The sequence below is a fragment of the Dyella silvatica genome (assembly GCF_026283955.1).
In the GTDB taxonomy this organism is placed as follows: domain Bacteria; phylum Pseudomonadota; class Gammaproteobacteria; order Xanthomonadales; family Rhodanobacteraceae; genus Dyella_C; species Dyella_C silvatica.
Map to the genome: position 1 here is coordinate 16,559 of NZ_JAPDPE010000047.1, position 19,251 is coordinate 35,809.

A 19,251-nucleotide genomic window follows, 5' to 3' on the forward strand; every position below is an offset into this window, starting at 1 on the left:
CACCATGCCAGGAACGTGATGAATTTCACGGCGCCGTCATGCGCTCGATCACAACCTGACGCACCGTGTCAGCAGCTGCCCCAATCGGACACCGTGTTTCGGGGAATACGCCCGTTTTAGTCACTTCGTGTTCACATGCTGCGGGTAACTATCTACCCACGAGTCTGAGCAATAAGTCCTCGCTCAGGCCCACCGATCAATCAGTTTCTGGCGCCCGGCAACACGGTCATCCTGGATTCCCCCTGTTCCTGAGACCGCCGGGCGCCAGATCTTATCTGGCATGGCCCCTGACGCTGAGCCAAATCTAAGATCTAAAAGACGACGGCGCCCCGAAGGGCGCCGTCTTGCTTCCTCTCTCAGCACGCGATCGAACCCCTGTAATTCGATCTCGGCGCGCGCATCACCGCGCGGCTTCTGCCCTTGAAAGTGCAAGTGAGGAAAAGCATGGACTGTGCCAGTGGCCATGAGAGCCAGCAGCGGCGGTCAACGCGGCCTCACGGCGGCGGCATGGCACAGGCTCTAAGGTCTTGATCGCGTTAACATAGGGCCTATTTGGTCCACTTTTGCTCCGCCAAGGCAGCTTCGATGTTTCATCCCACTTCCTACGACGTCATCGTGATCGGTGGCGGCCACGCCGGCACTGAGGCTGCACTCGCCGCGGCGCGTTGCGGTGCGCGCACGTTGCTGCTCAGCCACAACATCGAAACGATCGGCCAGATGAGTTGCAACCCGGCCATCGGCGGCATCGGCAAGGGTCACCTGGTCAAGGAAATCGACGCGCTGGGCGGGGCCATGGCCCAGGCCGCCGACCGTGCCGGCATTCAGTGGCGCACGCTCAACGCCTCCAAGGGCCCGGCCGTGCGCGCTACGCGCTGCCAGGCCGATCGCGCGCTGTATAAAGCGGCTATCCGCCACATGGTCGAGACACAGCCCAACCTGGAGCTGTTCCAGCAAGCGGTGGACGACCTGATCATCGAAGCTGGTCGGGTCACCGGCGTGGTCACCCAGATGGGCTTGTCGTTCCGCGCCAAGTCGGTGGTGCTGACCGCCGGCACGTTTCTCGCGGGAAAGATCCATATCGGCCCGGCGCAGTATGCGGGCGGACGCGCGGGCGATCCGCCGGCCAGCACCCTGGCACAGCGCCTACGCGAGTTGCCGGTGGCCGCCGACCGGCTGAAAACCGGCACGCCTCCACGCATCGATATGCGCAGCATTGATTTCTCGGGCCTGGAAGAACAACCGGGCGACGACCCGACGCCGGTGTTCTCTTATCTCGGCTCACGCAGCGAGCATCCGCGCCAGATCAGTTGCTGGATTACCCACACCAGCGAGCACACACACGAACTGATTCGCGGCTCGCTGGATCGGTCGCCGCTGTACAGCGGCCAGATCGAGGGCATCGGCCCGCGCTATTGTCCGTCGATCGAAGACAAAGTGGTGCGCTTCGCCGATAAATCATCGCATCAGATTTTCATCGAACCGGAGGGCCTCGACACGTTCGAGATCTATCCGAACGGCATCTCCACCTCGCTGCCGTATGACGTACAACTGGCCCTGGTACGCTCGATCAAGGGCTTCGAAAACGCCCATATCACCCGTCCCGGCTACGCCATCGAATACGACTATTTCGATCCGCGCGGACTGCAACCGTGGCTGGAAACCAAGACGATTCCAGGCCTGTATTTCGCCGGCCAGATCAATGGCACCACCGGTTATGAAGAAGCCGGCGCGCAGGGCCTGATCGCCGGTCTCAATGCCGCCCTGGCAGTGCAGGGCAAGGCGCCGTGGTATCCGCGCCGGGACCAGGCGTACATCGGCGTACTGATCGACGACCTGACCAGCAACGGCACCATCGAGCCCTACCGCATGTTTACCTCGCGCGCTGAATATCGCTTGCATTTGCGCGAAGACAACGCCGACCTGCGCCTGACCGAAAGCGGCCATGCGCTAGGCGTCGTGGCGCAGGCGCGTTTCGATGCCTTGCGCGCCAAGCGCGAAGCGGTGGAGCACGAGATCCAACGCCTGGGCACGCTGTGGGCAGCGCCGAACAACGCGCTGGGCGCGGCCATCGAACGGCAGCTCGGCATTGCAGTCAGCCGCGAAACCAATGCCCTGGACTTGCTGCGCCGCCCGGAACTGGACTACGCCAAGCTCACCACCGTCAATGAGCTCGGCCCTGCCGTAGCGCGCGACGACGTCGCCGCCCAGGTCGAGGTGCAAACCAAGTACGCCGGTTATCTCGAACGCCAGCGCGAAGACATCGAGCGCCAGCGCCGCAATGAGCACACCTCGATCCCTTCTGGCTTCGACTACGACAAGGTTCGCGGGCTGTCCGCCGAAGTCCTGCTCAAGCTCAAGCGGAGCTTGCCGGCGACGATCGGGCAGGCGGCGCGGATCAGCGGGGTGACGCCCGCAGCGATCTCGTTGCTGCTGGTGCACGTCAAACGCCGCGACGCAGCCTGACCCTGCTGCGTTGCTGGATTTGTCCGGCGCTAAACCACGCCTGCAACGTGTGAAACCGTCGCGTTATCGCGCACAAGGTATGCCCCTACAAGCCGTGGCATCATGCGTGGCCTAAATCACCAAGCGGAGTGCCTAGAATGGAAGTCTGGATCGGCCGAGATGGGGAACGTCATGGTCCCTATAAAGAAGACGACATCCGGCAATGGCTGCGTAGCGGCCAGGTCAGCCGCGATGATCTGGGCTGGTACGAGGGACTCGCTGACTGGCAACCGCTGGCCATCCTGTTTCCCGAAGAACGGCCGTTAGCCTCCCCGGCATCGCCCATCCCCCCGGCCTTACCCGCGTCGCCCTTGCCGGCAGCGGTTGCAGTGCAGGATAGCGAGAGCGACGCCGGCTTCTGGAAGCGAGTCGGCGCCTATCTGCTCGATGCCATCGTGCTGTATGTCCCTGGCCTGCTGATTCAGAAAATGATGGGCGGCGACGCAGCTCAAGCGGCGCTGCTGGAAGCGCAAACCTCGACCCCGAATGATCCGTCGGCGATTTTTGCGGCTATCGGTCAATACTATTCAGTGATGACGCCGGCCATTGTAGTCATCACGGTGATGACCTGGCTTTACTTCGCACTATGCGAAAGCTCGGTCTGGCAAGCGACTCTCGGCAAGCGGGCGCTGAGCATTCGGGTCACCGACTTGCATGGCGCGCGGATCAGCTTGCCACGCGCGCTTGGTCGCTATCCGGCCAAGTTCCTCAGCTCCTTTATTTTTGGCATCGGTTTTCTGATGGTTGCCTGGACCCAGCGTAGACAGGGACTGCATGATTTCATCGCCGGCACCCTGGTGCTGAATGGCCGCGCCGGCGAAAGCAAAGGCGCATCCAACCCGGCCAGCAACAGCACTGACTCGTTCAGCGCCTGATCCCCCCGCGCTCACGACGGCGCCGAACCTTTGGGGTCGGCGCCGTCTTCGTTTGGCCGATTTCGCATGCATGTTCATGCCGGCTAACAAGGAACTGATTCAGCCCCATGCTTAGCATCGAACAACGTATTGCCCAAGACATCGCCGCCAAACCTGACCAAGTGCAGGCGGCCGTAGATCTACTCGATGGCGGCGCCACCGTTCCGTTTATTGCGCGCTACCGCAAGGAGGCCACCGGCGGCCTGGACGATACCCAGCTGCACATGTTGGAAGAACGCCTGCGTTATCTACGCGAACTGGAAGAGCGCCGCGGGGCGATCCTCGCTAGCATTGAAGAACAGGGCAAGCTCAGCGATGCCTTAAAGGGCGACATTCTCACCGCCGATACCAAGGCGCGCCTGGAAGATCTTTACCTGCCGTACAAACCCAAGCGCCGGACCAAGGCGCAGATCGCCCGCGAGGCGGGACTGGAACCGCTGGCAACCGGCCTGCGCGAAGACCCCACGCAATCACCGGAAGCGTTTGCCGAGGCCTTCATCGATGTCGAAAAAGGCGTGGCCGATGTGCGCGCCGCCCTGGATGGCGCCCGCGCGATCCTGATGGAAAGCATTGCCGAAGATGCCCAGCTGGTGGGCGAATTGCGTGACTGGTTGTGGGATAAAGGCCAGATCCGCGCCAAGGTAGTCGCCGGCAAAGAGAATGAAGGCTCGAAATTCCGCGACTATTTCGATCACGTCGAACCGATCGGCAAGATTCCTTCGCACCGTCTGCTGGCACTGATGCGTGCGCGCAACGAGGGCGTGATCGAGCTCGAACTGGCCCCGAACGTGGATGCTGAGCAAGGCCACCTCGAAGGCGAGGGTCGGGTCGCCTCGCGCGCCCAGATCGTCCATCGCGACCGCCCTGCCGATGCATGGCTGCGTGAAACCGTGCGCCTGACCTGGCGCGTGAAGCTGCATCTGCACCTCACCCTCGATTTGTTTGGCCGCGTGCGCGAAGGCGCCGAAGACGAAGCCATCCGGGTTTTCGGCGATAACTTGAAGGACCTGATGTTGGCCGCACCGGCGGGCGCCAAGACCGTAATGGGCCTGGATCCGGGTATTCGCACCGGGGTGAAGGTTGCCGTGGTCGATGCCACCGGCAAGCTGCTCGCCACGGACACTATCTACCCGCATCAGCCGCGCAATCAGTGGAATGAATCCGTGGCGCGGCTTGCTCAGCTGAGCAAACAGCACGGCGTGAATCTGATTGCGATCGGTAACGGCACCGCCTCACGCGAAACCGACAAACTCGCTGGCGAGATGATGAAGAAGCACGCCGAGCTGATGTTGTCCAAAGTCGTGGTCAGCGAAGCAGGCGCGTCGGTGTATTCCGCCTCGGAGACTGCCGCCAAAGAATTCCCCGAGCTCGACGTGAGCTTGCGTGGCGCGGTATCGATTGCCCGTCGCCTGCAAGATCCGTTGGCCGAGCTGGTAAAGATCGAGCCGAAGGCCATTGGCGTGGGCCAGTATCAGCACGACGTGAACCAAGTGAAGCTGGCGCGCGCGCTGGATGCGCGGGTGGAGGATTGCGTAAACGCCGTTGGCGTCGACGTCAACACGGCTTCGGCGGCATTGTTGTCCCGCGTGGCCGGCTTGTCCGCCAGCGTCGCCGAGAATGTGGTGAAACATCGCGATGCCAATGGCCCATTCGCCAACCGCAAGGCACTGCTGAAGGTACCGCGCCTGGGCGACAAAGCATTCGAGCAATGCGCCGGCTTCTTGCGCGTATCGAGCGGCGACAATCCGCTGGACGCCAGCTCGGTGCATCCGGAAGCTTATCCGGTGGTCGAGCGCATCATTGCCCAGTGCGGTCGCGAGGTGAAAGCCATCATCGGCGACAGCGGTTTTCTGCGCGGCCTCAAGCCCGAGCAGTTCACCGACGAACGCTTCGGCTTGCCGACCGTGCGCGACATTCTGAAAGAGCTGGAGAAGCCCGGCCGCGATCCGCGCCCCGAATTCGTTGCACCGAGCTTCGCCGAAGGCGTCGAGGATTTGAAAGACCTGCGCCCCGGCATGATTCTGGAAGGCCGCGTCACCAATGTGGCCGCGTTCGGCGCCTTCGTCGATATCGGCGTGCATCAGGACGGCCTGGTCCACGTTTCCGCGCTATCGCATACCTTTGTCAAAGATCCGCGCGATGCGGTGAAGGCCGGCGACATCGTCAAGGTCAAGGTGATGGAGATCGACCTGCCGCGCCAACGCATCGGCTTGTCCATGCGCCTGGATGACGAGCCTGGCCAGGCTCGTGCCGGCCGGCCGGCCGAAGGCAACGAGAACCGTGGCGGCGCGCGCGACCATCGCGGCCCCCGTCCCGGCGGCGGTGGTGGTGCCCCCAAGCCCGCACCAGCTCCTGGCAATAGTGCTTTTGCCGATGCGCTGTCGCGCGCCATGAAACGCTAAACGGCGTTCAGGTATGGCCCTGCCAAAAAGCAGCTGAAATTATCGTATGTTCCCGGCTAGAGTAGGCCCGCATTGCAACAATATCGCAGTGCGGGCATACGCCATGCCTAATGGTTTGCATATTCCATCCTGGACATATCACTCATGCCAAACACACGTGACCGTGCCCGCATCTTCTGTGCCACGTTGCTTTTCTGTATGTCTGCCCACGCCACAGACTTCGACAAGATTGTGGTATTCGGCGACACCCTCAGTGACGCAGGGAATCTCAGTTTGCGCTATCTGACGCAAAAGGAGCCCCAATTCGTTGTTCGCGGTACTACAAACCCTGGCCTAACCACTGTTGAATATGTCGCTTCGACGCTTGGCTTTAACTTGCAAGCATCCCTCCTCACTGGCGGCACCGACTACGCTTATGGCTACTCAGGCTTTCTCGGCGATATTTCCATTCAAACGCTGCCAACGCAGTTCCAAACCTACCTTAGCAGTAATGGTGGCAAGGCTGATCCACATACGCTCTATCAAGTTTGGGCCGGTGCTAACGATGTTGTGCAAACTGCGTACGATTCGTCTATTCCAAATTCTGCATTAACGACCATCGCAGCTCGAGACGAAATCAATCTATTGACCCAGATGCAGGAGGCAGGCGCTAAATATATCGTTGTCTATAACCTGCCGGACATTTTCAGAATACCAGCCGCTGGCGACTTATTTCCTCAAAGTCACGTAGTTTTACTAACCAATGTTTATAACAATGTACTCAACTCCGGCATCGATCAACTGAGCCAGAAAGGCCTCAATATTATTCCGGTCAATGCATTTCAGTTAATCAACGAATTTATCGCCAGACCCTCCGTTTATGGATTTACCAACGTTACCGAGCCAGCCTGTAGAAACGGTTCTGACGCGATGTTGTGCGGACCGGTGAGTATTAATAATAATGTCTATTATTTTCCTGGCACCGATCAAACTTACCTATACGCCGACTTTACGAGTCTGACGTCTGGAGCCAATGCGAGGGTTGCCCAGTACGTGGTTTCGATTATCCGAGCTCCAGGTTTCGTTTCTCTGCTCGGTGAGGCTCCATTAGCTGCAAGTGCCGCTCAGACCCGTGCAATCCAAAACCAGATGCTCGCTGATATCCAGGGTAGTGATACGCGAGTCTTCGCAAATATTGAGTATTCGCACCAACAGTTCAACGCGCAAAGCAGTTCGCCAAAGACCGCCAGCAATAACGTAGACCTGTCGATAGGTGCCGATGTACGCGCAAGTGACCATATCTCAGCCGGCGTTGCTCTGGGCATCAGTCAGCACAAGGCTGACTCTGCTGGCAGTGGTTACAAGCTGCAAGATCTCAGCGGTACGGGTTATGTGATTTATCACGCCGGTGGTGGTTACGTTGGCGGCTACGCTTATTTTGCTCATTCAAACTTCTCGGACATCGAGCGCCGAATCATCATTGGCCCGGCCCAACTCAGCGAGAGCGGCAAAGCTGATGGCACTCGCCTGGGGCAAGGCCTCACTGGTGGTTGGTGGTTCGACTTCAGCAACCTACGCACGGGTCCATTCGTCAACGTCGAACGGCAGTTGATAAAGATCAAGGGTTACCACGAAAACGGCAGCGACAGCTCCGCAATGTGGTTCGATCAGCAGCAGCGCGATGCTCTGATCACCACGCTTGGCTGGCGCGTGCAAAGTAGTTGGCAGATAAACAGCACTACCCTCTCACCCTATGCCGAAATTGCCTGGAATCATGACAGCAAGGCGGCGGCCCGCGGTATTACGGCGGGTCTCAATAGCATGCCCGGTAGCTTCACCTTGACTGGCTATGACCCGAGGAAGAGCTGGAGCACCGCCGACATCGGTCTCAGCGCACATCTTAGCGACAACCTCAGCGGCTGGATTGGCTACAGCGGCCGCGTGGGTGACAGCAGCCAGATGTACAGCAGCGTCAATATGGGCTTGAAATACGTTTTTTGATCGAAATTGCGTATCTGAGGGTAAAAAGCAAAAAGTCCGTCGATATCGCTTCCAAACGACGCAGCGCAGCATGCGCTTACGTACGGACATGCATTACCGTCAACAATTGATTAACAAACTTTTACAACCCAGGAGCGTTTCCGATATGCCCCGCACTCACCATCTTGCCGGCGCGATTACCGCCGCCTTGCTATTCAGCACATCCGCCTTCGCCACCGATTTCAGCAAGGTCGTCGTCATCGGCGACAGCCTCAGCGACGCCGGCAACATCTCGCTGGCCTCCGCACCAGGCATCCAGCCACCGCTGCGCTTCACTACTAATCCGGGCACCACGACGGTCGAGAATGTAGCCAAGTCGCTCGGCTTCACGCTGACTCCGTCGCTGGCGGGTGGTACCGACTACGCCTTCGGTGGCGCGGGCTTGAACAATAATGATCCTAGTGCGCCAGCAGGCGTGCCGCTGTTGCCACAGCAGCTGCAGATGTACCTCGGCGCTAATGGCGGCGTGGCTGACTCCAAGGCGCTGTATCAGGTCTGGGGCGGCGCCAACGACGTGTTCTATCTGACCGCCAACTCGACCGATCCGAATGTGCTCGCCGCTGGCGTCGCGGCCGCGGCCAAGACCGAAGTGGGCCTGCTTGGCCAGCTGCAGGCATCCGGTGCCAAGTACGTGGTGGTCTACAACCTGCCTGATATCGGCAAGACGCCCGACTCCATCGCCGCTGGCCCGGCGGCTCAGGCCGGCGGCACTCAGCTTTCGCTGGTGTTCAATGGCGTGCTCAATGCCGGCATCACTCAGCTCAGCAACAATGGCTTGAACATCATTCCGGTCAATACGTTCCAGTTGCTCAATGAAGTGATCGCCAACCCGGGCGCTTACGGCATCACCAACGTCAACACCCCGGCTTGCGGTGCTGGCTCAAGCTCCGTGCAGTGCGGTCCGCAGGGTTCGGGCCTGCCCTACACCTATGCGCCCGGCACCAATGACACCTACGTGTTCGCCGATGGCGTGCATCCGACCACCGCCGGTCATGCCTTGCTCGGTCAGTACGTGACCTCGATCATCCGCGCCCCGGGTTATATTTCGCTGCTCGGCGAAGCGCCGCTGTCCGCGGCTACCGCGCAGACCCGCGCGATTCGCAATGAAATGCAGGCTGACGAGCTCGGCAGCGACACCCGCTTCTTCGCCAACATCGATTACGCCAACCAGCGTTTCGACGCCAGCAACAGCTCGCCCAAGACCACCAGCAACAACGTCAACCTGACCGTGGGCGCTGACATCCGCGCCACCGAGCATATTTCCGCCGGTGTGGCGCTGGGTATCGGCAATCACAACGCCAGCTTCAATGGCGGTGGCGGCTACAAGCTGCAGGACGTCAGCGGCCTCGGTTATGTGACCTATCATGCCGGTGGCGGCTATATCGGCGGCTATGTCGATTTCGGCCAGTCGAACTTCTCCAACATCGACCGTCGCATCAATCTCGGCACTGCCCAGCTCAGCGAAACCGGCAAGGCCGATGGCAACCGTCTTGGCGGCGGCCTCACCGGCGGCTGGTGGTTCAACTTTGAGAACGTTCGCACCGGCCCCTTCGCCAACGTCGAATGGCAGACCGTTAAGGTCAATGGCTACAACGAAAGCGGCAACGACAGTTCCGCCATGTGGTTCGGCAGTCAGCAGCGTGATGCGCTGATCTCGACCCTGGGTTGGCGCGTGCAAGGCCAGTGGCAAGCGGGCGGTACCAAGTTGGTGCCTTATGCCGAAATCGCCTGGAACCACGACAGCAAGGCCGATCCGCGCAATATCACGGCCGGCCTGAACAGCATGCCAGGCAGCTTCGCCTTGACCGGCTATAACCCGGACAAGACTTGGGGTACCGCCGACATCGGCCTGACTGCACAGTTCAGCCAGAACCTCAGTGGCTGGATCGGCTATAGCGGCCGCTTCAACGACAACAGCCAGAGGTACAACAGCGTCAACCTCGGCGTGAAGGTCGGCTTCTAAGGCCGGGTAGATGGCCTTTCCCGCCAGCGGGGAAGGCCATTACCCTTCGTTTCAGGCTGCTCAAAAAAAAAGCCGCCCGCATCAGCGGACGGCTTTTTTAGTGTTCGATGGAGCTGGCCTTACTTGCCCTTGCCACCCGTTGCCAGATTCAGAATCGACTGCGACTGCTTCTGCAGGCCACCGGCCTCATCATCACTGAGTGACTGGGTCTTGCCGGCGGTTTCATTCTGCTTCAACACCAGCGCACCGTCGGCATTCCAGCTGGCACGCTCGGTCGTGGTCGGCTTGGCATCTTTATTGGATTTCTTCTGCTGCACCACCACCCACGGCTTACCATCTTTATAGGCGTAGTCGGTGCTGGTAAAGCCCTTGTCGCCGTAATCGACCTGCTCACGAATGAACTTCACCGTGCTGCCTTCGCGGAACACCTGCCAGCTGCGCGAAACGTCTTTGTCCAGCTTGGTGCCTGGGGTGATCTTCATGCCACCGATATGCGCCTGCACATCTTTGAATGCGATCAACTCTTTTTCGCCTGGGGTCTGTTCGGCGACCAGCTGAGTCGAAACCGGGCCCGGAGTGCCCTGAGTCAGTGCGGCAGCCTGGATCGGCGCCTGGATCGGCATGACATAGCGGCGATCGCCATCGGTCAGCACGGCCTGCACCACATAGAGATCGGCAGGAGTCACGTCCGCAGGGTTGTATTCCAGCTCAAACGACTGCGGCAAGGAGGCCACTGGGGCAATGGTCTTGGTCGCCAGCGGCTTACTGTTGCTTGCCGAGACATCGACCAGGTTGATCTCCAGCTTGGCGGCTGGCGACAGCTGAGCTGTCTCGCGCAAAGCCACCGTGCCAGTCACCACATTGGCCTTGGCTGTTGTCGCGCCACCAGCATTCTTGTCCGCCGCTTGCTGCTGCGACGTATCCGAGGAGTTGCAACCGGCAACGGCCAGTACTGCAACCGACATCAGCGACCAAACCAACCTGCGCATGGGGAAACCTCAATCAACTATCAATTCGGGACGCGAACTGGTCAGGCGCGTACGCGCCGCACATTCTCGCGGGGGAAGTTTTTATCATAACGGAAAGAAAGCCGTACGGAAAAGTCAATAGAATCACGCCGCCCCATGCGCTAGCGTATGCTTGCTTTTCGCCGCCAGGCCTTCGCGGCTATGATCCCCGACATGGGGCACGGTCCTGTTTCGAATCGCTGGCGCAGGGGGCGCTATGCAACCTCAGTACACGCGGTTGAGAACTGCGGCAAGAAAACTTGCTTGCCAGACGGCAAACTCATCGTGGGGCACCCTGTTTGTTGGGTCCTTTGAATCGCCCAGGAAGCGGTTAACGCAGCCTATCGCGCCACCTATGCAGTCCCCTTAACCAGGAGCTTGCAGCGTGCCATCCGAACGACTTTGCTCATTGGCAGTGGCTAGACACCGGATATCCATCTCCCACAAGGGGTTCGCAAATCCATCACCGTGCTTCTTGGCATGCTCTGGGCATAAGAACATTCGGTAGATGCTAGCTGAACCGCGCTGAAACAAGCGTCTCACAACAAGCACAAGATAAATCCTTGCGTAACGGCGCTGTCCTCCAGAACGCGATGTCGCGCGTTCTACCCCTCGCAAGCTTTCCTTCGTAAGTTCCATCGGCGAAGGAAATTGCTGGTTTATATGAAGATTACGAATGAATCCACAGATTCTTCACAATTCGACTAGGCCGAAAGTAAGCGTTTCGAAAGTTGGATGTGTCGAAATTCCACCTAATCTGCTCGGGAACAGCCATGTCAACGCAACAATATACGGTCAATGAATCTGCAGGAACCTTCGCTGATCGCGTTAAAGTGCTGATCCAGCGTGTGGGCAGCGTTACTGAAATCGCCCGCAGGTGTGGGTTTTCTGAAGGTGTGGTGCGCAGCTGGCGCGATGGAAACACCGATCCGTCTCGTGCACGTTGTGTCACGCTGGCACGGACGCTGGGTATCTCGCTGGTGTGGCTGGTTGCCGGTGAGGGCACCATCCAGTCCGAGGTGATTACCTCCGGCGAGGAAATTCCGGGCACCGAGACCTCGCTCTCGCAGCGTCACCGGACCAAGTTGCGTACGGCGGCCGATACCTTGCATGCCAGTGGCTTGGCCATGGATCCGCAGCGTTTGAATACCGCCCTGCGCATTCTGCAATCGGAGCTGGACCTGGCTGAAAGCCGTCTGTCCCTGACTGAGAATGCAGACATGTTGGCCGACCTGTACGAAATCCTCGGTCCAGGCGGTAACGATGTCGAAGCCACGGCGATGGTGGCGTTCAATCACCGTCTTGCCGAGCGCATCAAGCACAGCCGTCGGATTGCCTAAAAGCTCAATGAAAACGGCAGCCTAGGCTGCCGCTTTTACGTTTGCGGGCTTCTCAGCGAGCTGTTTACAAGCGCGCGATATCCGCGATCGCGGTGAACTGCGCTTTGAGCTGCCCCAACAAGGCCAGACGATTGGCGCGCACGGCCGGGTTTTCGGCATTGACCAGGACCGCGTCGAAAAACGCGTTCACCGGTGCATGCAATTGGGCCAATCGAGCCAACACGGCGGTGTAATCGCCTGCTAGCAGGGGCGCTGCGGTATCGGCCTTGGCTGCATCGAGCGCGGCGGCGAGATCGTTCTCGGCCTTCGCCTCGAAATGCACAGGATCGACCACTGCCCCGATCGCCGGTGCACCGGTCTCTTCTGCTTGTTTGCGCAGAATATTCGCGACGCGCTTGTTGGCCGCGGCAAGGCTGTCGGCCTCAGGCCGGCGACCAAACTCTGCCACCGCACGCAGACGGCGATCAAAATCGGCGAGGCTGGCTGGCTGTACGGCCAGTACCGCCTCAAATTGCTCGCTGCTGAATCCTTGCTCGGCGTAATAACCGCGCAAGCGATCGAAGACGAAATCACACAAGTCATTGACTAGTTCGGCGCGACGCTTGCCTGCATCGAGTGCCGGGGCTTTACCGTCCTTGCCTTTGCCCAGACCTGCTGCCAGCGCGGCCTCTGGCAGCAGCTCCAAGGCTTCAACGAAGCTGCCCCTGAGATCCAGCTCCAACCCGCCTTCGACGAGGGTGCGCGCCAGGCCCAGCGCCGCGCGGCGTAGGGCGAAAGGATCTTTGTTGCCGCTGGGCTTCATGCCCACCGCAAAAATACCCGCCAGGGTGTCTAACCGCTCCGCCACGGCAAGCACCTGCCCAACCTTGCCAGCAGCGATGGCATCGCCGGCAAAGCGCGGTTGGTAGTAGCTGTCCAACGCATCGGCGACGTCTGCCGGCTCGCCATGATGTGCGGCGTAATAGCGGCCCATCACACCTTGTAATTCGGGAAATTCACCGACCATGCGCGTCAGCAAATCGCACTTGCTCAGCGCGGCGGCACGCGTCGCCTGGCCGGCATCCACGCCCACTCGATTGGCGACGATACGCGCCAGTTCGGCGACGCGAATGCTCTTGTCCCACAGGCTGCCCAACGCTTGCTGATAGGTGACATTTTTCAAGGCATCCTGATAACCGGCAAGCGAGGTTTTCAGATCTTCATCCCAGAAAAATTTGGCATCGGCGAAACGCGGCCGTATCACCCGCTCATAACCCTTGCGGATCTCGGCCGGATCTTTGCTTTGAATATTGGCGATGCCAATGAAGTGTTCGGTGAGTTTGCCTTCGGCGTCAAACACCGGCACGAACTTTTGGTTAGTCTCCATGGTGGTGACCAACGCTTCGGGCGGCACACTCAAGAACTCGCGCTCAAATGTGCAAGCAATCGCCACCGGCCACTCGGTGAGATTCGCAATCTCGTGCAGCAACGCATGATCTAACCGAGGCATGCCACCGGTTTCTTTCGCCACACGGGCGACTTCATCGTGAATGCGCTGCCTGCGTTCTGCCGGATCCGCCAATACCTTGGCCGCGCGCATCGCATCCAGCCAGCTGTCTGCATCGGCAATGTGCACCGGTTGCGGATGCATGAAACGATGCCCGCGCGACTGGCGCCCGCTGCGCAAACCAAGCACGTCGCCATCGATGATGTCGGCACCATGCAAAATCACCAGCCAATGCACCGGGCGTACAAAGCTGTAATCGTGATCGCTCCAACGCATCGGCTTGGGAATGGGCAAGCCCTTCAGGGCTTCGCTGACGATTTCCGGCAAGAGGGTCGCCACCGGCTGGCCGGGTTTCACGGCGCGGAAAACGAACCAGTCACCCTTGTCGGTCTCCAGTTTTTCCAATTGCTCGACACTGACGCCGCAGGATTGCGCAAAGCCAAGCAGGGCCTTGCCAGGCTGCCCGTTTGCATCCAGCGCGGCACTGATCGCGGGGCCGCGGCGCTCAAGCGTCTGCTCCGGTTGGGTGGTCGCCACTTCGGGTATATAGACGGCTAAACGTCTAGGCGAAGCATAGACTTTGGCAAGATCGAGCGCAGCATCGACACCACGCTTGGCCAGACCGTCGCAAATGCCGCGCTGAAAAGCGGCCGCCAGTTCATCCAGCGCTTTCGGTGGCAGTTCTTCGGTGCCCAGCTCGATCAGCAATGACTTGGTGGCGCTCATGCGGCCTGCTCCTGCTTATGCTTCAGGCCGGGAAAGCCGAGTTTTTCTCGCTGCGCCACATAGGTTTCGGCGACACTGCGGGAAAGCGTGCGCACGCGCAGAATGTAACGCTGACGCTCGGTGACGCTGATGGCACGGCGGGCGTCCAGCAAATTGAATGTATGGCTGGCCTTCATCACTTGCTCGTAGGCAGGTAGCGGCAAATTCGCCGCGATCAACTTGTTCGCCTCGCCCTCGCAGACGTCGAACCAACGCAATAGTTCGGCGACATTCGCGTGCTCGAAGTTGTAGGTGCTTTGTTCCACTTCGTTCTGGTGGAACACATCGCCATAAGTCACTTTGCCGCGCGGGCCATCGGTCCAGATCAGGTCGTAAACGTTGTCGACGTTTTGCAAATACATCGCCAGACGCTCAAGGCCATAGGTGATTTCGCCGGTCACCGGGCGGCACTCCAGGCCACCGGCCTGTTGGAAATAGGTGAACTGAGTCACCTCCATGCCATTGAGCCAGACCTCCCAGCCGAGCCCCCAGGCACCGAGGGTCGGCGACTCCCAGTTGTCTTCGACAAAGCGCAGGTCGTGCACTAATGGGTCCAGGCCCAGCTCCTTCAGCGAGCCGATATACAGCTCCAGAATGTTCTCGGGATTGGGCTTCATTACCACCTGGTATTGGTAGTAGTGCTGCAGTCGATTGGGATTTTCGCCGTAACGACCGTCGGTGGGGCGGCGTGAGGGTTGCACATAAGCCGCCGCCCACGGCTCCGGACCGAGCGAGCGCAGAAAAGTAGCTGGGTGAAACGTGCCTGCGCCGACCTCGGTATCGAGTGGCTGCAACAACACACAACCCTGGGCCGCCCAATAGCGGTTTAGGGTCTGGATCACATCCTGAAAGGTACGCGCGGACATGGCTTTCCGTGACCTGTAATAAAGCGGGTTAGTATAGCTGCGACCGCTTTATTCGCTGGCATGTTGACTGGCGAAAGCTGACCTGAGAGATGGCTTCATGGTCGCATTACCGCACTCCACATCCCTGCTCGGCCGTCGTGGCCGCCTCGCCCTTGATGAACTGCTGGCTTCCCTGGTGGTTGATGGCTATCTGCTGGCTGAAGATGCCAAGCAGGTACGCATGGGCGCGCGCAGCGGGCGAACCACCGTGGAGTTGCACCCGCTGGTCGTCATCGCCAACGCCAAGCTGCCCAACCAGCGCGTGCCCGGCCGGCCGCTCAGCCTGGAGGGTTTGACGGAGTGGCTGGCGGCCCAGTCAGGGCTGCCGTATCTGAAGATCGACCCGATGAAGATCAATGCGGCCGCGGTCACTCAGGTGGTAAGCCATGGCTATGCGCAGCGACATCGGATTTTGCCGGTGGATGCCGCCGCTGGCGAGGTGACCTTTGCCACCTGCGAACCATTTGATGCCGCCTGGGCTACCGATCTGGCGCATATGCTGCGCCGTGATGTCCGCCGAGTGGTGGCCAACCCGCTGGATATCAATCGCTATTTGCTGGAATTCTACGGCGTTCAGCGCTCGATCCAACTCGCCCAGGATACCAAGACCACCGGCTACGACTCATCGGCGATCCTCAACTTCGAGCAGCTTGTCGAGCTCGGCAAGAATGGCGAGGTCGGCGCGGATGACCGCCATGTGGTGCATATCGTTGACTGGCTGCTGCAGTACGCCTTTGAACAGCGCGCCTCGGACATTCATCTTGAGCCACGCCGCGAAGCCGGACAAATGGACGTCGCCGAAAAGCGCCGCCCGCAAGACGGCCGCATCAAGACTCGTTCGTCTACCGGTCGCGAGGTGGAGCTGCGTATTTCGTCAATGCCGACTGCGTTCGGCGAGAAAATGGTGATGCGTATCTTCGACCCGGATATCGTCGCCAAGGATTTCAGCCAGCTTGGATTCTCTAGCGAAGAGGACGCGCGCTGGCGCAGCATGGTCGAGCGGCCGCACGGCATTGTGCTGGTCACTGGCCCGACCGGTTCCGGCAAGACCACCACGCTTTACTCCACGCTGAAACATCTGGCGACGCCGGCCATCAATGTCTGCACGGTGGAGGACCCGATTGAAATGGTCAGCCCCGAATTCAACCAAATGCAGGTACAACCCGCGATCGATCTTGACTTCGCCACCGGCGTACGCACCCTGCTTCGGCAGGATCCAGACATCATCATGATCGGCGAAATCCGCGATCTGGAAACCGCGCAGATGGCGGTACAGGCCTCGCTGACCGGCCACCTGGTACTTTCCACCCTGCATACCAACGATGCGCCGAGCGCGGTCACCCGCCTGCTCGACTTAGGTGTGCCGCATTACCTGAGTCAGTCGACGCTGACCGGCGTCGTGGCTCAACGCCTGGTGCGCACGCTATGCGCGCATTGCAAACACGCGACCGAGCAGGATCCGCACGAGTGGGTCGCCTTGACCCATGGCTGGTCGTTGCCGGTTCCCGAGCAGGTGTTCAAACCCGTGGGCTGTCTGGAGTGCCGCCATACCGGTTTCATGGGGCGCACCGGTATTTACGAGATGATGCAGCTCTCACCACGGCTACGCGGTCTGATTTCATCCCAGCTCGATCTCGGTAACTTCGGCACGGCGGCGCTGGCTGAGGGCTTATGTCCTTTGCGCATCTCGGCCGCCACGCAAGTCGCCCGTGGCCTGACGACGGTGAAGGAAGTGCTTATGGTGTTACCGCCGATCGAAGCCATTTCCGAGGATGCGGTATAAGTACGTCCCATCGCTAAAGCTTTGCCACAGATTCTGTACGCATGAAACCTGTTCTTATCATTCGCACCGGTCGCGCGCCGGACTCGATCCGCGCCCGCCACGGCGATTTTCCACACTGGTTCCGTATCAGCGCGCAGCTTGCTTTGCCCAAGCTGCGCGTCGTCGATGTGGCCGCCGGCGAAAGCCTGCCCCCGCCACAAGAGGTCGCGGGAGCCATCATCACCGGCTCGGCGGCCATGGTTACCGAACGTGCCGCATGGAGCGAACATGCGCTGGGTGGCCGAGTCGACTATCTACCTGGCGGCCGCGAAATCGGCACCGTTCCCATCGAGGTACTCGCCCAAGCGAAGCAAGATGCTTTGGCCGCCCGTTTGCCGGCTAGCTTCCGTGCGCATACCACGCATGAGCAAAGTGTCTTGGAGGCGCCGGCTGGTGCCGTGGTGTTGGCGCAGTCTGTGCGCGACCCCCATCAGCTGCTGCGCTACGGTAAGCATGCCGTCAGCACGCAGTTTCATCCTGAATTCAACGCCGATGTGATGCGCGCTTATATTCATCGCAAACGTGCAGACATGCAGCGCGAAGGATTTGACCCGCGGCATACCTTCAAGCAGGTAGCCGCCACGCCGATCGCGCGCCGTTTGCTATCGCATTTCGCGCGTTATCACGGTTTGGCTGCCGCCCGCTAAACCCTATCGCTCACGCGGTGGCATCGGGAACGGCATCACTTTTTGACCATCACTGGCATCGCGAATCGCCAGTGATCCCTTGCGTTCGACTTCTTCGATACGCAACACCGACTGCATCGGTAAATGCAGCACGCGGGTGTCTTTGAACTCCTCCCGCAACCGCTCTTCGGTGGGGTCGACCAACAGCCCTTCGCCGACTGGCTCAAAGACTAGTTCACCTACTTCGGTAAAGCCCCAGAGCCCGCTGGATGCGACGTGACGCGCATACAGCTCATAGCATTTACCTAGGTGCAGGAAGGTGATTTTGTAGAGTTTCTTATTGCGCAGGGTGCAAGTTTACCCGCGCAAGCGCCGCGCGATGGCATCGCGCGACACCAGGGCAAACACCACGCCAAATAGAAAACCCGCAATGTGTGTCCACCATACGACGGCGCCATAACTGGGGCCGGCATAGCTAAAGATCAATTGCAGCAGTACCCAGATACCGATCAATAGGAATGCCGGTACACGTACAAATTCAAGATAAAGCCCCAACGGCAGTACCAGTCCCAGGCGTGCGCGCGGAAACAGCGCGATATACGCCCCGAGCACGGCCGATACCGCACCGCTGCAGCCGATGATCGGTGCACGCACCCCGGCCAAGGACAAAGCACCCACCAGGTTCGAAACAACGCCGCCAAGCAAAAACAGCAACAAGAACCATAGCGAACCAAGGGCTCGCTCAGCGGGCAGACCGAAGATCACCAAAAAGAGCAGGTTGCCCAACAGATGCAGCCATGCCACATGAATAAACAAGGCAGTAACCAGCCGCAGTAGAGCTGGATCATGCAATTGCCTGAGTATCGGCTCCTTCGCATCGAAGATATTCGCCGGCACTGTGCCCCATTCCAGCCACATTGAGATGCGTTGTGGCAGCGGCATCAAGGCAAGTCCGACAAAACTCATCACGCAGATAATCACCAGCAATGTGGTTGCCCATTGCAGGCGCGGACGTTGCCGAGTTTCGACATGGACAAACACGCTGGGTGGGTCTCCGTAAGCAACGCCGATGACCCCGGCCTGGACACGCATCATAGGTGTTAAGCACCGAAGTCACGAGGACATCGTCAAGGCATATCGTGACGCATTCGACTAGGCGTTTATCCGTAAGAACTCACAGAACGGCGTCAGATCGAGATGTGAGCTGCTCTGCGCAGTTGACGACGATGCGGGAGCGCCGAATCAAAGCGTGGAGAACCAGGCTAAGGCTGCCAAGGACGTAGAAGGAGTACTGGCACATCTCTGCGTGTTGCGTGATGAGGCAGATTTTGGTGTCGATCGGCTGAGTGAGCGGCGTATGGGCGTGCAAGCAACAAGGCCACGGAGGTGAGCGTTGGCGGGAGTTGTTGTACGAGTTGTAGGAGCCCGTAAAAAGAACAACCCCCGTAGCATTCGCTACGGGGGTTGGGGATAAAGCCCCTGGCGGTGACCTACTCTTGC

13 protein-coding genes are annotated in these 19,251 nt (G+C 59.6%); 8 read left to right on the forward strand and 5 right to left on the reverse strand.

Annotated features, from left to right (window positions below):
- Positions 1-585 precede the first annotated feature (585 nt).
- The 5 genes from mnmG (at position 586) to OUZ52_RS11085 (ending at position 9,800) form a co-directional block, all read left to right on the forward strand.
- Complete coding sequence (gene mnmG, locus OUZ52_RS11065; RefSeq protein ID WP_266158447.1) at positions 586-2,463, forward strand: tRNA uridine-5-carboxymethylaminomethyl(34) synthesis enzyme MnmG; 1,878 nt, start codon at positions 586-588, stop codon at positions 2,461-2,463.
- A 137-nt stretch (positions 2,464-2,600) separates the two neighbouring features.
- A complete protein-coding gene (locus tag OUZ52_RS11070; RefSeq protein WP_266158448.1) occupies positions 2,601-3,377 on the forward strand; it encodes an RDD family protein in 777 nt (258 codons plus the stop codon).
- Positions 3,378-3,484: 107 nt separating this feature from the next.
- Positions 3,485-5,818 carry a Tex family protein gene (locus tag OUZ52_RS11075; protein WP_266158449.1) on the forward strand — a complete coding sequence of 778 codons (2,334 nt, stop codon included), beginning with the start codon at positions 3,485-3,487 and terminating at the stop codon, positions 5,816-5,818.
- A gap of 144 nt (positions 5,819-5,962) precedes the next feature.
- Positions 5,963-7,798 (forward strand): autotransporter outer membrane beta-barrel domain-containing protein, encoded by a 1,836-nt coding sequence (locus OUZ52_RS11080; protein ID WP_266158450.1) that lies wholly within the window; start codon positions 5,963-5,965, stop codon positions 7,796-7,798.
- 145 nt (positions 7,799-7,943) lie between these two features.
- Positions 7,944-9,800: an autotransporter outer membrane beta-barrel domain-containing protein gene (locus tag OUZ52_RS11085; protein ID WP_266158451.1), complete on the forward strand. Its 1,857-nt coding sequence runs from the start codon at positions 7,944-7,946 to the stop codon at positions 9,798-9,800.
- A gap of 119 nt (positions 9,801-9,919) precedes the next feature.
- Here the strand turns inward: OUZ52_RS11085 and OUZ52_RS11090 are convergent, their stop codons facing one another.
- Positions 9,920-10,789 carry a YbaY family lipoprotein gene (locus OUZ52_RS11090; protein ID WP_266158452.1) on the reverse strand — a complete coding sequence of 290 codons (870 nt, stop codon included), beginning with the start codon at positions 10,787-10,789 and terminating at the stop codon, positions 9,920-9,922.
- Positions 10,790-11,580: 791 nt separating this feature from the next.
- Between OUZ52_RS11090 and OUZ52_RS11095 the strand changes: the two genes are divergently transcribed.
- The gene (locus OUZ52_RS11095) at positions 11,581-12,147 is read left to right on the forward strand and encodes a helix-turn-helix domain-containing protein (RefSeq protein WP_266158453.1); all 567 of its coding nucleotides are present in this window, start codon (positions 11,581-11,583) and stop codon (positions 12,145-12,147) included.
- Positions 12,148-12,211: 64 nt separating this feature from the next.
- Here OUZ52_RS11095 and glyS read toward each other — a convergent pair whose 3' ends face one another.
- Together glyS and glyQ are read right to left on the reverse strand one after the other, a co-directional pair.
- Complete coding sequence (gene glyS / locus OUZ52_RS11100; protein WP_266158454.1) at positions 12,212-14,359, reverse strand: glycine--tRNA ligase subunit beta; 2,148 nt, start codon at positions 14,357-14,359, stop codon at positions 12,212-12,214.
- Positions 14,356-15,264, reverse strand: coding sequence for a glycine--tRNA ligase subunit alpha (glyQ, locus tag OUZ52_RS11105; RefSeq protein WP_266158455.1), 909 nt, complete (start codon positions 15,262-15,264; stop codon positions 14,356-14,358). The genes glyS and glyQ overlap by 4 nt, the downstream gene beginning before the upstream one ends.
- A gap of 97 nt (positions 15,265-15,361) precedes the next feature.
- Here glyQ and OUZ52_RS11110 point away from each other — a divergent pair, with 97 nt between their 5' ends.
- Together OUZ52_RS11110 and OUZ52_RS11115 are read left to right on the forward strand one after the other, a co-directional pair.
- Positions 15,362-17,086 carry a GspE/PulE family protein gene (locus OUZ52_RS11110; protein ID WP_266158457.1) on the forward strand — a complete coding sequence of 575 codons (1,725 nt, stop codon included), beginning with the start codon at positions 15,362-15,364 and terminating at the stop codon, positions 17,084-17,086.
- 41 nt (positions 17,087-17,127) lie between these two features.
- Positions 17,128-17,772 (forward strand): glutamine amidotransferase-related protein, encoded by a 645-nt coding sequence (locus OUZ52_RS11115; RefSeq protein WP_266158458.1) that lies wholly within the window; start codon positions 17,128-17,130, stop codon positions 17,770-17,772.
- Positions 17,773-17,775: 3 nt separating this feature from the next.
- On the opposite strand, the gene OUZ52_RS11120 is transcribed toward OUZ52_RS11115, so the two are convergent.
- Entirely contained in the window at positions 17,776-18,099 is a 324-nt protein-coding gene (locus tag OUZ52_RS11120; protein ID WP_266158460.1) for a DUF1820 family protein, read from the reverse strand.
- Positions 18,100-18,108: 9 nt separating this feature from the next.
- Positions 18,109-18,792: a rhomboid family intramembrane serine protease gene (locus tag OUZ52_RS11125; RefSeq protein WP_266158461.1), complete on the reverse strand. Its 684-nt coding sequence runs from the start codon at positions 18,790-18,792 to the stop codon at positions 18,109-18,111.
- Positions 18,793-19,251 lie beyond the last annotated feature (459 nt).

Excerpts from the sequence above, each read along its gene's own strand:
- mnmG (WP_266158447.1), top strand. The coding sequence starts at position 586 with ATGTTTCATCCCACTTCCTACGACGTCATCGTGATCGGTGGCGGCCAC.
- OUZ52_RS11070 (WP_266158448.1), top strand. The coding sequence starts at position 2,601 with ATGGAAGTCTGGATCGGCCGAGATGGGGAACGTCATGGTCCCTATAAA.
- OUZ52_RS11075 (WP_266158449.1), top strand. The coding sequence starts at position 3,485 with ATGCTTAGCATCGAACAACGTATTGCCCAAGACATCGCCGCCAAACCT.
- OUZ52_RS11080 (WP_266158450.1), top strand. The coding sequence starts at position 5,963 with ATGCCAAACACACGTGACCGTGCCCGCATCTTCTGTGCCACGTTGCTT.
- OUZ52_RS11085 (WP_266158451.1), top strand. The coding sequence starts at position 7,944 with ATGCCCCGCACTCACCATCTTGCCGGCGCGATTACCGCCGCCTTGCTA.
- OUZ52_RS11090 (WP_266158452.1), bottom strand. The coding sequence starts at position 10,789 with ATGCGCAGGTTGGTTTGGTCGCTGATGTCGGTTGCAGTACTGGCCGTT.
- OUZ52_RS11095 (WP_266158453.1), top strand. The coding sequence starts at position 11,581 with ATGTCAACGCAACAATATACGGTCAATGAATCTGCAGGAACCTTCGCT.
- glyS (WP_266158454.1), bottom strand. The coding sequence starts at position 14,359 with ATGAGCGCCACCAAGTCATTGCTGATCGAGCTGGGCACCGAAGAACTG.
- glyQ (WP_266158455.1), bottom strand. The coding sequence starts at position 15,264 with ATGTCCGCGCGTACCTTTCAGGATGTGATCCAGACCCTAAACCGCTAT.
- OUZ52_RS11110 (WP_266158457.1), top strand. The coding sequence starts at position 15,362 with ATGGTCGCATTACCGCACTCCACATCCCTGCTCGGCCGTCGTGGCCGC.
- OUZ52_RS11115 (WP_266158458.1), top strand. The coding sequence starts at position 17,128 with ATGAAACCTGTTCTTATCATTCGCACCGGTCGCGCGCCGGACTCGATC.